General features: G+C 66.2%; 16 protein-coding genes. 6 read left to right on the top strand and 10 right to left on the bottom strand.

Going from position 1 to position 14853, the window contains the following annotated elements; translation table 11 throughout:
• The first annotated feature begins 50 nt into the window (after positions 1–50).
• Both poxA and HMPREF1224_RS27695 read left to right on the top strand, forming a co-directional pair.
• Entirely contained in the window at positions 51–929 is an 879-nt protein-coding gene (gene poxA, locus HMPREF1224_RS27700) for an alpha/beta hydrolase PoxA (RefSeq protein WP_010793619.1), read from the top strand.
• Between the two features lie 70 nt (positions 930–999).
• Positions 1000–1788, top strand: coding sequence for an OXA-50 family oxacillin-hydrolyzing class D beta-lactamase OXA-847 (locus tag HMPREF1224_RS27695; protein ID WP_010793618.1), 789 nt, complete (start codon positions 1000–1002; stop codon positions 1786–1788).
• A 12-nt stretch (positions 1789–1800) separates the two neighbouring features.
• Here the strand turns inward: HMPREF1224_RS27695 and HMPREF1224_RS0112255 are convergent, their stop codons facing one another.
• Entirely contained in the window at positions 1801–2301 is a 501-nt protein-coding gene (locus tag HMPREF1224_RS0112255) for a DUF3301 domain-containing protein (protein ID WP_003121391.1), read from the bottom strand.
• Between the two features lie 32 nt (positions 2302–2333).
• Between HMPREF1224_RS0112255 and pdxY the strand changes: the two genes are divergently transcribed.
• Entirely contained in the window at positions 2334–3200 is an 867-nt protein-coding gene (gene pdxY / locus HMPREF1224_RS27690; protein WP_009316037.1) for a pyridoxal kinase PdxY, read from the top strand.
• 37 nt (positions 3201–3237) lie between these two features.
• On the opposite strand, the gene HMPREF1224_RS27685 is transcribed toward pdxY, so the two are convergent.
• From HMPREF1224_RS27685 to HMPREF1224_RS27675, 3 genes are all read right to left on the bottom strand, one after another.
• Entirely contained in the window at positions 3238–3822 is a 585-nt protein-coding gene (locus HMPREF1224_RS27685) for a YqaA family protein (protein ID WP_003097034.1), read from the bottom strand.
• Position 3823: 1 nt separating this feature from the next.
• A complete protein-coding gene (gene ybaL, locus HMPREF1224_RS27680) occupies positions 3824–5527 on the bottom strand; it encodes a YbaL family putative K(+) efflux transporter (RefSeq protein ID WP_003099695.1) in 1704 nt (567 codons plus the stop codon).
• Positions 5528–5905: 378 nt separating this feature from the next.
• Positions 5906–6388 carry an acyl-CoA thioesterase gene (locus tag HMPREF1224_RS27675; RefSeq protein WP_010793617.1) on the bottom strand — a complete coding sequence of 161 codons (483 nt, stop codon included), beginning with the start codon at positions 6386–6388 and terminating at the stop codon, positions 5906–5908.
• A 160-nt stretch (positions 6389–6548) separates the two neighbouring features.
• Between HMPREF1224_RS27675 and HMPREF1224_RS27670 the strand changes: the two genes are divergently transcribed.
• Positions 6549–7292 (top strand): hypothetical protein, encoded by a 744-nt coding sequence (locus HMPREF1224_RS27670; protein WP_003114137.1) that lies wholly within the window; start codon positions 6549–6551, stop codon positions 7290–7292.
• Positions 7293–7339: 47 nt separating this feature from the next.
• On the opposite strand, the gene HMPREF1224_RS27665 is transcribed toward HMPREF1224_RS27670, so the two are convergent.
• The 3 genes from HMPREF1224_RS27665 to HMPREF1224_RS27655 form a co-directional block, all read right to left on the bottom strand.
• Positions 7340–8098, bottom strand: a complete 759-nt coding sequence (locus tag HMPREF1224_RS27665; RefSeq protein WP_003097046.1) for an SDR family NAD(P)-dependent oxidoreductase — start codon at positions 8096–8098, stop codon at positions 7340–7342.
• Between the two features lie 94 nt (positions 8099–8192).
• On the bottom strand, positions 8193–9560 hold the full coding sequence (locus HMPREF1224_RS27660) for a glutamine synthetase family protein (protein ID WP_010793616.1): 1368 nt from the start codon (positions 9558–9560) through the stop codon (positions 8193–8195).
• A gap of 1 nt (position 9561) precedes the next feature.
• Positions 9562–10956: an aspartate aminotransferase family protein gene (locus HMPREF1224_RS27655; RefSeq protein WP_003161094.1), complete on the bottom strand. Its 1395-nt coding sequence runs from the start codon at positions 10954–10956 to the stop codon at positions 9562–9564.
• 115 nt (positions 10957–11071) lie between these two features.
• Between HMPREF1224_RS27655 and HMPREF1224_RS27650 the strand changes: the two genes are divergently transcribed.
• Together HMPREF1224_RS27650 and HMPREF1224_RS27645 are read left to right on the top strand one after the other, a co-directional pair.
• Complete coding sequence (locus HMPREF1224_RS27650) at positions 11072–11854, top strand: SDR family NAD(P)-dependent oxidoreductase (protein ID WP_003099690.1); 783 nt, start codon at positions 11072–11074, stop codon at positions 11852–11854.
• Between the two features lie 64 nt (positions 11855–11918).
• On the top strand, positions 11919–12599 hold the full coding sequence (locus tag HMPREF1224_RS27645) for a GntR family transcriptional regulator (protein ID WP_003097059.1): 681 nt from the start codon (positions 11919–11921) through the stop codon (positions 12597–12599).
• Positions 12600–12615: 16 nt separating this feature from the next.
• Here the strand turns inward: HMPREF1224_RS27645 and HMPREF1224_RS27640 are convergent, their stop codons facing one another.
• The 3 genes from HMPREF1224_RS27640 to HMPREF1224_RS27630 all read right to left on the bottom strand — a co-directional run bounded on the left by HMPREF1224_RS27640 (position 12616) and on the right by HMPREF1224_RS27630 (position 14498).
• Entirely contained in the window at positions 12616–12828 is a 213-nt protein-coding gene (locus tag HMPREF1224_RS27640; protein ID WP_003097061.1) for a YgdI/YgdR family lipoprotein, read from the bottom strand.
• A gap of 217 nt (positions 12829–13045) precedes the next feature.
• Complete coding sequence (locus HMPREF1224_RS27635; protein ID WP_003099687.1) at positions 13046–13447, bottom strand: SMI1/KNR4 family protein; 402 nt, start codon at positions 13445–13447, stop codon at positions 13046–13048.
• A gap of 196 nt (positions 13448–13643) precedes the next feature.
• Complete coding sequence (locus HMPREF1224_RS27630) at positions 13644–14498, bottom strand: Tim44 domain-containing protein (protein ID WP_003099685.1); 855 nt, start codon at positions 14496–14498, stop codon at positions 13644–13646.
• Between the last annotated feature and the right edge of the window lie 355 nt (positions 14499–14853).

Here is a 14853-nt window from a genome sequence, read left to right as displayed (position 1 = left end):
ACGATAGCACGGCGCCCGGTTACACTGCGCGCCGTACGAGGAGTCTGCCCATGTCGCTATCCCCCTGGTCCCATTCCTGCTCGGCCGGTTTCACCCTGCGCGGCTGGCGCAGCGAACCGAGCGGCAAGCCGTTGCTGCATTTCCTCCATGGCAACGGCTTCTGCGGCCGCACCTACGAACCGATGCTGCGTCTGTTGGCGGAGGATTTCGACCTCTGGCTGTGCGACATCCAGGGCCACGGCGAAAGCGACCATGGCGGCCGCTTCCACGGCTGGAACCGCAACGCCGAGATGGCGGTGGAGGCCTTCGAGGCCGGGCGCGGTCCCTATGGCGATGTCCAGCGACTGGCCTGCGGGCACAGCTTCGGCGGCGTCCTCAGCAGCCTCGTCCTGGCCCGCCATCCCACCCTGTTCGCCCGCGCCGTGCTGCTCGACCCGGTACTGTTCACCCCGGCGATGATCGGCGTGATGGCGCTTTCCGAGACCCTCGGCCTGCAATTGCGCGGCAGCCTGGCGAAGAAGGCGCGCCTGCGCCGCAGCCAGTGGCCGGATCGCGCAGCCGCCTACGCCGGCTTGCGCGGCCGCGGTATCTTCAAGGGCTGGACCGACGAGGCGCTGTGGGCCTACGTGGAATATGCGCTGAAGGAGAGCGACGGCGGAGTCGAGCTGAAGTGCCGGCCAAGCCGCGAAGCGGAGATCTTCAGCTCCTTCCCCAGGCGGCTGTGGCCGTCGCTGGGCAAGATCATCACGCCGACCCGCGTGCTCTACGGTGACCGCACCTACCCTTTCGTCGCCAAGTCGGTGGCGCGCTGGTGCTCGCTCAACCCCCAGGTCAGCGCCCACGTGGTGGTCGGCGGCCACTGCTTCATGCAGGAAGACCCGGCCGATGCCGCCGAACGCGTACGCGACTTTCTCCTGCCCAATCCATGAACGCTCCTTCCGTGGGGAATCCGGCGCTCATTCATCGGTCCCAGGGAGGATGACCCCACAGGACCGAGCCATGCGCCCCCTCCTCTTCAGTGCCCTTCTCCTGCTTTCCGGGCATACCCAGGCCAGCGAATGGAACGACAGCCAGGCCGTGGACAAGCTATTCGGCGCGGCCGGGGTGAAAGGCACCTTCGTCCTCTACGATGTGCAGCGGCAGTGCTATGTCGGCCATGACCGGGAGCGCGCGGAAACCCGCTTCGTTCCCGCTTCCACCTACAAGGTGGCGAACAGCCTGATCGGCTTATCCACAGGGGCGGTTAGATCCGCCGACGAGGTTCTTCCCTATGGCGGCAAGCCCCAGCGCTTCAAGGCCTGGGAGCACGACATGAGCCTGCGCGAGGCGATCAAGGCATCGAACGTACCGGTCTACCAGGAACTGGCGCGGCGCATCGGCCTGGAGCGGATGCGCGCCAATGTCTCGCGCCTGGGTTACGGCAACGCGGAAATCGGCCAGGTTGTGGATAACTTCTGGTTGGTGGGACCGCTGAAGATCAGCGCGATGGAACAGACCCACTTTCTGCTCCGACTGGCGCAGGGAGAATTGCCATTCCCCGCCCCGGTGCAGTCCACCGTGCGCGCCATGACCCTGCTGGAAAGCGGCCCGGGCTGGGAGCTGCACGGCAAGACCGGCTGGTGCTTCGACTGCACGCCGGAACTCGGCTGGTGGGTGGGCTGGGTGAAGCGCAACGAGCGGCTCTACGGCTTCGCCCTGAACATCGACATGCCCGGCGGCGAGGCCGACATCGGCAAGCGCGTCGAACTGGGCAAGGCCAGTCTCAAGGCTCTCGGGATACTGCCCTGACGCTCTGCCGCCTCAGTCGCCGACCTTTTTCTGCCGGGACTGCCGCCACTCGTCGAGGCGAATCACCTCGGCGCTATGCACCGGCGGGTTGTCGACCTCGGCGGCCGCCTCGAAGCGATGCGGGGCCAATTCGATGGCGCCGAGGTGATAGCCATACATGACGATGCGCCCGGCGTAGCGTTCCTCGCCGCTGACGGTGAATTCGAAACCGAACTCGCGGCTCAGCCGCCACTGACCACGGTGGTCACGGGCCAGGCGCAGGCGCCGGCGCGCGACATTCTCGTCGAGCAGTTCCACGCCCTGCTTGGCGCAATGCTGCTTGGCCAGCAGCAACGCCCGCTCGCGTACGCCATGGGCGCGCCACCACCAGGCTGCGGCGGCGCCCAACAGGAGCATGACGAAAAGGTTACCCAGGGTCACGAGCGGAATCCGGTGTAGGGGGACGGCCAGCTTACCCGTTCTCCCGGCAGGCAGCGAGTGGGGGGTGTTTTCGCCATGTGAATTAGCCCCCATACTGCGCCGACTCAGCTGTAGGAAGTCGTCTCATGCCACGTACACCCCACCTGCTCGCCATCCAGTCCCATGTGGTCTTCGGCCACGCCGGCAATGCCGCGGCGGTGTTCCCGATGCAGCGCATCGGAATCAACGTCTGGCCGTTGAACACGGTGCAATTCTCCAACCACACCCAGTACGGTCAATGGACCGGGCAGGTGCTGCCGCCGGAGCAGATTCCGGCGCTGGTGGACGGTATTGCCGGCATCGGCGAACTGGGCAACTGCGACGCGGTGCTGTCCGGCTATCTCGGCAGCGCCGCCCAGGGCCGCGCCATTCTCGATGTGGTGGCACGGATCAAACAGGCCAACCCTCGGGCGTTGTACCTCTGCGACCCGGTCATGGGCCACCCGGAAAAAGGCTGCATCGTGGCCCCGGAAGTCAGCGACTTCCTGCTGGAAGAAGCCGCCGCGGTCGCCGACTACCTGTGCCCCAACCAGTTGGAGCTGGACAGCTTCTGCGACCGCCAGCCGAACTCCCTCGCCGACTGCGTGGAAATGGCACGGAGCCTGCTGGCACGCGGTCCCAGGGCAATCCTGGTAAAGCACCTGAACTATCCGGGCAAGTCCGGCGACACCTTCGAGATGCTGCTGGTGGCCGCCGATCAGGCCTGGCACCTGCAACGCCCGCTGCTGGCCTTCCCGCGGCAACCGGTCGGAGTCGGCGACCTGGCCTCGGGGCTGTTCCTCTCTCGCCTGCTGCTCGGCGACGACCTGCGTAACGCCTTCGAATTCACCGGCGCCGCGGTCCATGAAGTGCTGCTGGAAACCCAGGCCTGCGGCAGCTACGAGCTGGAACTGGTGCGGGCGCAGGATCGGATCGCACACCCAAGGGTTCGTTTCGACGCAGTGCGCCTTTAGTCTCCGCCCCTGTGGGTGAAAATCATCCACAGGCGGCTCAAAGAACGTATTTCCCCAACATCAACCCACCGACCACCATCACCGCCATCAGCACGAAAGCCATGCCCAGACGCCGCTCGATCAGGGTCTTCAGGCGTGGGCCAGCCCAGAACAGCAAAGCGCAGGTAGCGGCGAAGCGCAGGCTGCGGGCGACAAGGCTGAGGCCGACGAACAGCCAGAGGTCGAGCTGGGTCACTCCGCTGGTAATGGTGATCACCTTGTACGGCAGCGGCGTGAAGCCGCCGCCCAGCAGCACCATCAGCCAGCCCAGTTCGTTGTAGCGTTCGGCGACCTGTTCGAAGTTCTCCAGCAAGCCATAGAACGCCAGGATCGGCATGGCCACGCTCTCGAACAGCAGCAAGCCGATGAAATAGCCGGCGATGCCGCCCAGCACCGAGCTGATCGCGCAGATCGTCGCGTAACGCCAGGCCTTGGCCCGGTTGGCCAGGACCATCGGCACCAGCAAGGCGTCCGGCGGAATCGGGAAGAACGAGCTTTCGGCGAAGGTCACCCCGCCCAGGGCCAGCTCCGCGCGGGGATGGCCGGCCAGGCGCAGGGTCCAGTCGTAGAGACGGCGCAACATGTCAGGCCGACTGCGGCAGCGGTGCGTCGGCGCCGCGCTCGTCACGGTCGAGTCCCAGGCGATGGACCATGCCGCAGGCGATCTCGCGCTCGCCCATGATCACCAGGTTGGCGCCGTTCTGCTCCAGGTAGTCCACCTCGGCGTCGAAATGCGCCCGGGCGACGATGTCCAGCGGCGGGTTCACCGCGCGGGCGTGGCTGGCGATCTGCCCGGCCTCGAAGCCGTTGGGAATGGCGATCAGCAACCAGCGCGCCTCGGCGATGTTGGCCAGCTCCAGCACGCCGGGACTGGCGGCATTGCCGAGGACCACGCTGTAGCCCTGTTCGCGCAGTTCGTCGGCCTTGTCGCGCTTGTCCACCACTACCACGAAGGGCGTCCCGGCGGCGCGCAGGCGAGCGCTGACCAACCCGCCAACCCGGCCATGACCGATCAGCACCGCATGCTCGCGCTCCAGGATCGGCGGCGGCAGGTCCTGCGCCGGCATCTCGCGGACCCCGCCAGCGGCCTCCGCCAGGCGCTGCTCCTTGCGTTGCTGCAGGCGATCGATGGCGATGAACAGCAGCGGATTGACCAGGATCGACAGGATCGCCCCGGCCAGCACCAGGTCGCGGCTCTGCTCCGGCACCAGTTCGAGGCCAATGCCCAGGCCGATGAGAATGAAGGAAAACTCGCCGATCTGCGCCAGGCTGGCGGCGATCACCAGTGCGGTGCTGTTCGGATGGCCGAAAGCGCGGACGATCAGGTAGGCGGCCACCGACTTGCCGAAGACGATGACCAGGAAAGTGGCCAGGACCGTCAGTGGCTCCTGCAACAGGATCATCGGATTGAACAGCATCCCCACCGAGACGAAGAACAGCACCGCGAAAGCGTCGCGCAGCGGCAACGAGTTCTCCGCCGCCTCGTGGCTGAGCTCGGACTCGTTGAGAATCATCCCGGCGAAGAAGGCACCTAGCGCGAAGGACACCCCGAACAGCACCGCCGAGCCATAGGCGATGCCCAGGGCAATGGCCAGCACGGCCAGGGTGAAGAGCTCCCGCGAACCGCTGGCGGCGATCCTCTCCAGCACCCAGGGCACCACCCGGCGACCGCCGAAGATCATCAGGGCGACGAAGGCGGCGACCTTGCCCAGGGTAATCAGCAGCGGCCAGAGCAGACCGGCGTCGCCGCCGTCGGTCTTGCCGCCGAGGGTGCCGGCGAGCGCCGGCAGGAGCACCAGGGTCAGGACCATCGCCAGGTCCTCGACGATCAGCCAGCCAATGGCGATCCTGCCACGCTTGGTGTCCAGCAACTGGCGCTGCTCCAGGGCGCGCAACAGCACCACGGTACTGGCCACCGACAGGCTCAGGCCGAATACCAGGCCGCCGCCGAAGCTCCAGCCGAGCAGCTTGGCCAGGCCGATGCCAAGCAGCGTGGCGACGCCGATCTGCACCAGCGCCCCGGGAATGGCAATGGCCTTCACCGAGAGCAGGTCCTTGAGCGAGAAGTGCAGGCCGACGCCGAACATCAGCAGGATCACGCCGAGTTCGGCGATTTCCTGCGACAGCGCCTGGTCGGCGACATAACCGGGAGTGAACGGCCCGGCCAGGACGCCCGCGAGCAAGTAGCCGACCAGCGGCGAAATGCGCAGGCGATTGGCCAGGGCCCCGAAGAGGAAGGCGAGGACGAACCCCGCGGCGAGTGTAGTGAGTAACGGCGTATGGTGCATCAGGACTCCCGGCAACACGGGGAACGCGTCCTCCGCGGCCTGGCCGGCGGACGACGACGTTCGAAATGGATCACGGACCCGCGCCCGTGACGGCAAGGCGGAAAGGCTTTCCGCCAACGGAGCCGGGCAGAGCGACCGGCCCATGGCATTCGAGCGACCCGACGGCGGCTATGGTTCGTGGCGAAACCCGGCGCGATACCGACAGGTTAACCCGTTGACGTTGCTGGAGTTTTAACAGGCACGCCGGTTTCTTATCAAGAAATGTCAGGAATGGACGCCAGCAGAGGCAAACCTCTGCGTTTTCTTATGAAAAGCTGCGAAAATTCGCGAAACGGCAGCAGGTCCGAAGCGGGCTCGACCGGACACCGGCAGCCTTCCTCATCCGTCTTCGCGAATCGCCTGGTAGCGGGCCTCCAGCTCCGCGCGCAGCTGGCGGCGTTGTTGGGCCTGGGCGAAGCGGCACTTCTGCTCGGCGGTTTCCAGCTCCAGCGGGCGGACGGCCACCGGCTTGCGCTCGTCATCCAGGGCGACCATGGTGAAGAAACAGCTGTTGGTATGACGCACGGACTGCTCGCGGATGTTCTCGGTGATGACCTTGACGCCGATTTCCATGGAAGTCCGCCCGGTGTAGTTGACCGAAGCGAGGAAGGTCACCAGTTCGCCGACATGCACCGGCTCGCGGAAGATCACCTGATCCACCGACAGGGTCACCACGTAGCGACCGGCATAGCGACTGGCGCATGCATAGGCGACTTCGTCGAGATACTTCAGGAGGGTGCCGCCATGGACATTGCCGGAGAAATTGGCCATGTCCGGAGTCATCAGCACGGTCATCGACAGTTGGTTGTTTCCGGGTTGCATAGCGCTTTTTCTCTCATCAGGACGGGCGGGGGACACCATAGACGCAAACGAAGACGGCAGCGGCCACAAATTTTCAATCGTCATGATCGAAATCGCGCCGGGTCGTGCAGACATCCGCGGGCTTTTCTAGACTGGCCCTTTTCCACCGGGAATCGCTCCAATGCCTGCCGCCATACGCATCCTTCTCCTGGCCCTGGCCGTGCTTGCCGGCATCGGTGCCGCTGCCATCCAGGCCGAGGATACGCCCTGCGCCACCGCCGCGGAATGCAACACGCGCGGCACCCAGGCTTATCGACAGGGGAGTTATCCACAGGCGCTGGACGCCTTCGCCTGGCAATTGCGCCTGGCCGAGCGCCAGGAGCAGGGCGGAGCCGACTCGGAACAGGCGCTGAACAATCTCGCGCTGACCAGCCTCAAGGCCGGGCAACCGGGACGCGCCCGCGCCTGGATGAACCTGGCGCTGGATCGCGGCTACAGCGGCAAGGCCACGCGCTACAACCTGGAACAGGTTGCCCTGAAAGTCGACTATCCGTCCCTCCAGGGCCTCGCCGGGCACTACCTGCGCTACGCCGGGCAGGCCGAATGGGAAAGCCTGCAGATCGAACCGGTGAAGGGCGGCTACCAGGCGAGCTTCGCCCTGATGCGCATCGGCAATCCGGAGAAACTGATGGAATATGGGCCCGCGGCGGTCGGCGAGTTGTCCGGTCGGCTGGAGGGGCAAGGCGCCCTCTACCGGCTGCGCAGCGAAGGACTGGGCGCCGGCTGCAGCCTGCTGGTATGGCAGGAAGGCATCGACCTGCGAGTGGTGGAGAGCCTTGGCGGGGACTGCCAGGGTTACGGCGGCATGGGCATCGCCGCCGCCGGTAACTGGGTGAAGATATCCAGTCAGGCCAGGGACGACTGAAACTTTTCCACAGGCCGCTCCAGCGGAGCGACCCGTGGAAAATCCACTCAGCGGCCAGCGGACAGGCCGAAGTCCACCGCCAGGTCGGCGCCCGTGATCGCTTCGGCCTGAGGGCCGCAGAGATACCAGACCAGCTCGGCGACTTCTTCCGGGCGGATGAAGCGCGCCGCCTTGCCCTGTGGATAGTCCTTCAGCAGCGCGCGCTTGTAGCCATCCGGATTGCCCATCCCATAGCGTTCGGCCTGGTAGTCGAGCATCGGCGTGGCGATATCCGCCGGCGACACGGCGTTGACCCGCACGCCCTGCTCGGCCAGTTCAAGCGCCAGGGTCTTGCTCAGCATGGTCAGCGCCGCCTTGCTCGCGCAATACGCCGCCGAACCCCGGTAGGCCTGGCGTCCGGAGTCGCTGGAGATGTTGACGATGCTGCCCTGGTTTTCCTTCAGGTAGGGAATCGCGGCCTGGCACATGTAGAAGGAGGCCTTGAGGTTGACTCCCAGGACCAGGTCGAAATCCTCCTCGGTGAAATTTTCCACAGGCCCCTCGCGCCAGACGCCCGCGGCATTCACCAGGGCGTCGAGACGTCCGGTACGGGCGAGAATCTTCGACATCAGGGTATGGCAGTTATCCGCGCTGCGCAGGTCGGCGACCCCGCTGGCGTCCAACGGCACCTGCGCGTTCAGCGCGTGCAGGCCCTCCTTATCCACATCCGTGGCGGCGATGCGCCAATGACTCTGGGCGAAACGCTTGGCGATTGCCCGGCCCAAGCCGCCGGCTGCACCAGTGATAAGAACGACGGGCGTGCTCATCTGCTTTTCCTTACTCCTGTGCCGCGTGGAAAACACCGACGGCCAATCGGCCGCCCGCTTCAATGACTGACCGGCAACGCCGGCAGCCGTTCATTCAGGCCTGGTTGAGATACCAGCGCCAGTCCTGCTCGCCGACCTCGCCCATGAAGGCACGGTATTCGGCCTGCTTGATCGCCAGGTAGATCTTCAGGAAATCCTCGCCGAGCGCCTCGCGCGCCCAGGCCGAGCCCTCCAGCGCGCGCAGCGCGGTCAGCCAGTCGCTCGGCAACGCCTGGGTGGCTTGAGCGTAGCCGTTGCCGGTGATCGGCGCACCGGGGTCGAGTCGCTCGCGAATCCCCAGGCGCACCGCCGCGAGCAACGCCGCCGCCGCCAGGTAGGGATTGGCGTCGGCGCCGCAGATGCGGTGCTCGATGTGCCGGCTGGACGCCGGGCCGCCGGGAACCCGCAGCGACACGGTGCGGTTGTTGATTCCCCAGGTCGGCGCCAGCGGCGCGTAGCTGTTCGCCTGGAAGCGGCGGAACGAGTTGGCGTTCGGACAGAACAGCGCCAAAGACTCCAGCAGGCACGCCTTCATTCCACCGATGGCCTGGCGCAGCAGCGGGGTCCCGGCCGGGTCCTCGCTGGCGAACAGATTGTTGCCAGCGGCGTCGGCCAGGCTGACGTGCAGGTGCAGGCCGTTGCCGGATAGATCGGCGAACGGCTTGGCCATAAAGCAGGCCTGCAACCCATGGCGATTCGCCACACCCTTGACCAGGCGCTTGTAGCGCACGCCTTCGTCGATCGCCTGGAGCGCGTCGAAGCGGTGCTGCAGGGTAATCTCCACCTGCCCCGGCGCGTACTCCGAGATCGCCGTGCGCGCCGGCAGGCCCTGGGCCTCGCAGGCGGCATACAAGTCATCGAGGAATGGCTGCAACTGCTCCAGCTCGTAGACGCCATAGACCTGGGTCGCCCGCGGCCGCTGGCCATTCATCTGCAACGCCGGCAACGGCCGGCCGTCGCTGTCGCGTTCGCGGTCGAGCAGGTAGAACTCCAGTTCCACCGCCATCACCGGGTGGAAACCCTCCGCCTGCAGGCTGTGGATAACCCGCTGCAGCACATGCCGGGGATCGCCCGCCGCGGCCGGTAGCCCGAGCTCGGGATGCATGCTGACCTGCACCTGTCCGGTCGGTGACTGCCGCCAGGGTTGCAGGGTCAGGCTGCCGGGCAGCGGGAAGGTCCAGCAATCGGCATCGCCGACGTCCCAGACCAGGCCGGTCTCCTCGACGTCATCGCCATTGATGGTCAGGCCGAGGATGGTGCTCGGCAGCGGCCGCCCGCTTTCGTAGACCGCCAGCAGCTCGTCGCGATGCAGCAGCTTGCCGCGCGGCACGCCGTTGGCGTCGATCAGGAACAGCTCGATGCTGCGCACCTCGGGGTGTGCGGCGAGGAACTCGCGGGCTTCCCGCGGATCGGCGAAATGCATCTCAGGCCTCCCGCGCGCCGGGTATGGCGAGCAGCTCGCCGAGCGCCTCGTCGAGGCTGAAGAGCAGGCGGTCGACATCTTCTTCGCGAGTGTCCGGGCAACACAGGGTCATGTTGTGGAACGGCGTGATGAGGATGCCGCGGTTGATCAGATACAGGTGCAAGGCCATCTGCAGGCTGTCGTGGAACGCCGCCTCGGCGGCCGCGCCGTCGCGTGGGGGTTGCGGGCAGAACTGGAACTCGCTGCGCGCGCCGAGCTCGGTCACCGACCAGGCCAGGCCGTGCTTGTGGATAATCCTGCGGAAGCCCTCGGCCAGACGCGCCGCCAGGGGCAGCATGTGGGCGTAGGCGGTATCGGTCATCACCTCTTCCAGGTTGGCGCGCATACAGCGCATCGCCAGGGCGTTGGCCGACAGCGTGGTACCCATGCCGCTGTGGCCGTGGCCTTCGCTCTGCTCGCTGGCACGTGCCCTGGCCAGTTGCATGGCGCTGGCCATCGCCGCGCTGCAACCATACACCGAGCACGGTACGCCGCCGGCGATCGGCTTGCCGAGGGTGATGAAGTCCGGCTCGAGCTTCCAGGCGCGGGTACAGCCGCCAGGACCTGTGGAGATGGTGTGGGTCTCGTCGATGATCAGCAGCGTGCCGTGACGACGGGTCAGCTCGCGCAGCTTCTGGTGGAAGCCGGGTTGCGGCAGGACCATGCCGATGTTGGTCATCGCCGGCTCGCAGAGCACGGCGGCCACGTCTTCGCTGGCCAGCGCCCGCTCCAGGGCCTGGAGGTCGTTGAACGGCACCGCGCGGCTGAACTGGGTGAGGTCGTGGGCCTGGCCGAGCAGGCCGGAGCGATGCACGGTGCGGCCGTCGCGGCAGCGAACCAGGGTGTCGTCGACCGTGCCGTGGTAGCAACCGTCGAATACCAGCACCACCTTGCGACCGGTGATCGCACGCGCCCAGCGCAGGACGAAGCGGTTGGCGTCGGTGGCGGTGGTCGCTACCTGCCAGAACGGCAGGCCGAAGCGCTGCGCCAGCAGCTCGCCTGCGACGATGGCATCCTCCCCCGGAAGCATGGTGGTCAGGCCGTTCGCGCCCTGCTCGGCGAGCGCCCGGGCGATCGGCGCCGGAGAATGGCCGAACATGCTGCCGGTATCGCCCAGGCAGAAGTCCACGTAGGCGTGGCCGTCCACATCATGGAAACGCGCGCCGTGGGCACGCGCCACGAACAGCGGACAGGGTGTTGACCAATCGCTCATCCAGTGCATCGGTACGCCGTCGAACAAGGCGCGCCGGGCTCGCTCGGCGAGCGCGACGGACTGTGGATTCTGCGCAAGGAAACGTTGCTGCTCGCGGGCCATGAAGGTTTCCACGGCGGCTTCGGCGATGCCACTGGCGGTCATTTCGAACACCTCGTTTTTTATTTCGCACAACTTTCATTTGTGATCACAAAAAAGTCAATACAGTATTTGAAAGCACTGATAATCTGTTTTCCATGTCAATTTTGTGATCACAAAAATGAATGACTTTTCGAAGTGGACAGGCCAGGTCGCGCTCATCAGCGGCGCCGGCAGCGAACTCGGCATCGGTTTCGCCATTGCCCGGCGGCTGGCCCGCGAAGGCGTGCGTCTGCTGATCACCGCCAGCAGCGAGCGGATTAGGCAACGAGCGGAGGAACTGAGCGCATGTGGTCACGACGTGCGCGCCGCGAGCGCCGACCTGACCGACGAAGCCCAGGTGCAGGGCCTGCTGGACTGGGCCGAAGCCCAGTGGGGACGGGTCGACATCCTGGTGAACAATGCCGGCATGGCCCAGTTGGACAGCGCGGAGCCCTTCAGCGCAGTGGAAGCGACCTCGCTGCGGGATTGGCAACTGTCCCTGTCGCGCAACCTGACCAGCGCTTTCCTGCTCACCCGCGGCCTGCTGCCGGGCATGCGCGAGCGCGGCTACGGGCGGATCGTCAACGTCGCCTCCACCACCGGAACCCGCGGCAGCAACCCGGGCGAAGCCGCGTATAGCGCGGCCAAGGCCGGTCTGGTCGGCTGGAGCATGGGCCTGGCGCTGGAGGTGGCGAAGAGCGGCATCACGGTGAACAGCGTCGCCCCGGGCTGGATCGCCACCGCCTCGAGCACCGCCGAAGAACGCCAGGCCGCCCTGGCCAGCCCCAGCGGACGTGCCGGCCGGCCCGAAGAGGTGGCCGCCGCGGTGGCCTTCCTCGCCTCGCCCGAAGCCAGCTTCGTCAACGGCGAACTGCTGGTGGTGGACGGCGGCAACTGCCTGATCGAAAACAAACGGAGCTGAACATGCGCAACTGCAACCTGACGCTTTCCCAGCTTCCGGCGCCACCGGCGACCCGGAGCTGACCATGGCCGAGAATCTCCAGGAACGACTCTACCAACGACTGCGGGAAGACTTGCTGGCCGGACGTTTCCAGCCCGGCGAGCGACTGAAGATCCGCGACCTGGCGAACCAATGGGGCACCAGCCCGATGCCGGTTCGCGCCGCCCTGCAACGGTTGGTGGCGGAAGGGGCGCTGGAGGGCGAGGCACAACGCTCGCTCAGGGTGCCGCTGATGACCCGCGAGCGTTTCCTGCAGATCCTCCAGGTGCGCCTGTCCCTCGAAGGGCTGGCGGCCGAAAGCGCCAGCGGCCGGCTGGACGAGCAGGCACTGGAAGGACTCGAAGGTTGTCTGCGGCGAATGGAGGACGCCTTGCGCCGACGCGAGGTACAGGCCTACCTGGAAGCCAACAGCGAATTCCACCTGACGCTCTACCGCGCCTGCGGCAACCCGGTGCTGCTGCGTCTCATCGAGACGCTCTGGCTACAGGTCGGGCCGTTCTTCAACCGGCTGTTCACCGAGGCCGACCTCTCCCTACGTCTGAACGATTTCCACGAGGACGCCCTGGACGCGCTACGCCGCGGCGACGGCCCGGCCGCGCGCGCGGCGATCGAACAGGACCTGGCCTACTTCGGCCAGTACCTGCTGAACCTCCTGGAGCTGGAGGCCCGGCCACGAAAGCGACACCGTTCCGGCGAGCACGCCTGACGGGAGATAAGCGCCGCTACTGCGGGCGAATGGTGCGCACATTGTCCTTCTTGATCAGGATGGTGTCGCCATTCAGCTGTTCGAACTCGTAGTAGTCATTGTATTTGTCGTAATCCGACTGATCCTTGACCAGGACCTCGCTGCCATCTTGCAAAGTGACCACCGCCTGGTTGGCGCAACCCGCCAGGCTGGTCAGCAGCAATGCAGCGAACAGAGCTTTGAACTTCATAGAATCTCCACACGGGGCAGCGCACTTGCCTACATCCGGAGCGACAAGTGCGGAATTGCCCTTGTGACCGTCGCAATCGAGGGAAATTCCTTAGCGCAGCGGCGCTTTGTCGGAGACGAAGCGCCGACGGCGACGCGCAGGGCCTCCAGGCAGCCTCGCGCGACGTCGGGAAGTCAGCGGCAAAGGCGCGTTGCAGAGCCTTTGCGGCGGTTCAGGCTCAGCTCTCCAGCCAGACGTCGCGAGCCCAGACCCACACCGAATCCCAGCTTTCATCGGTGAGGTCGCCATCGGCCCAGAGCACCACCTCGCCGTCCTCCGCCACGCAGTAGTAGCTGCCGTCGTCCTCGCAAAGCGGGATCAGCTCGCGCGGAACGCCCAGGTCCCAGGCAGTGGCCGCCACTTCGGGCAGGTAGGTGTGCGAGTGCGGATCGGTCACGGTCACCGGCTCCAGGCGGCCGTAGACCACATCGCTGACCAGCAGGAGGAATTCGCGGAACTCGGCGGGAATGCCGATCAGCAGCTCTTCCTCGATTTCCACCAGCAGTTCTTCTTCCGGCAGTTCCAGGGGCACCGGAACCGGTTCGTTGAGTTCACGCAGTTTTTCGATGACGTCTTCCACGACAGGCTCTCTCGCAACGGGTGGCGCGCTTTTTATACAGTAGCCGCACCGAGCGCAAGACAAGTGTCGCGGCTGGCCTTCGGCCATGGCGCCGGACGAATGGTCGGTCAACCCGCCAACGGAGATGAAAAAACCCCCGTTCCCTGGCGGAAGCGGGGGTTTCGGCGGCCCCCGAAGGGACCGCAACCACTCGGGATCAGTTCTGCCGGATACCGGCCACCAGCCATGGCTGGTTCTCGCCCTGGGCGCGCTCCATCCGCCAGCTTTCGCTGAAGGCTTCGCCCTGGTCGAAGCGCGAGGTCTTCGACACACCGCTGAAGGTCAGGGTGGCGATTGTCTTGTCGGCCTGGTCGTCGACGCCGTCCAGTTGCACGACCAGGTTGTCGATGTAGGTGGACTGGTAGGCGTCGCCGATCTCGGCGCGCTCCTGCTTCAGCCATTGCAACATCTGCGGGGTGACGAACTCGGCGATCTTGTCCATCTCGTTGGCATCCCAATGCTGCTGCAGGGACATGAAGTGTTCGCGAGCGGCACCGACGAAGCGCTCCTCGTTGAACCAGCTCGGCGCGTTGATCACCGGGCTCGGCGCAGCGGCAGCAGCGGCGGCGCCACCGAAGATCGGCGCCTGGGCCGGCATTTCGCGCTGCATCGGCGCGTGCCCGGCCATCGCAGGCTGGCCCTGGTTCTGCTGGCGCCGGCGAGCGGCGATGAAGCGGAAGGCGATGAAGGCCACCAGGGCGATCAACAGGATGTCGAGCATCTGGATGCCCTCGAAGCCGTCGCCCATGAACATGGAAGCGAGCAGGCCGCCCGCGGCGATACCGGCCAGCGGGCCGAGCCAGCGCGAAGCACCGCTGGCGGCAGCGGCGGGACGAGCGGCGTTGGGGGCGGCAGCAGTGGCGTTCGGCGCAGTGGCCGGCTGCGCCTGGCGGGTCTGGTGGCTGGGTGCCGAGCCGAGGCTCTTGCCGCCGCCGAAGCGCTTGGCATTGGCATCCAGGCTGACGGTCAGCGCCAGGCAGAAGGCGAGGGCGATGCTGAGAACACGCTGCATTGTAGTCTTTCTCTCTTGGGGGAATCGACGCGCGCCATGTTGCGGCGGTACGGGCGACAGGACCAGCCGGATTTTGTTTCGGGCTATTGCTCCCCGGCCGCCGTTTTTTCGCCCGCCGCGTCTGGCTCGCGGGTCGGCGCCAGGGTACACCTTCGTTGCCGGGGACGACAGGCATGCACGCGGATCGGCGCGCGAAGATCCGCCCGGCGACCCGGGAAGCACAACGCAGAGCCTCGCCGAAACGTCTGTTACAGTTTTTTTCAGCCCACCGATCAAGCACTTGCGGATGCTAGTCTGCGGGTCTGCGAGGCCGCCCGGTCGCCGCGTCTGCCGACCCATTCCCCGAGCGAGGACC

The sequence above is a fragment of the Pseudomonas sp. P179 genome (assembly GCF_000478485.2).
GTDB lineage: Bacteria > Pseudomonadota > Gammaproteobacteria > Pseudomonadales > Pseudomonadaceae > Pseudomonas > Pseudomonas aeruginosa.
The sequence above is the reverse complement of the archived record's forward strand: the minus strand, read 5'-3'. Positions and strand labels throughout refer to the sequence as shown.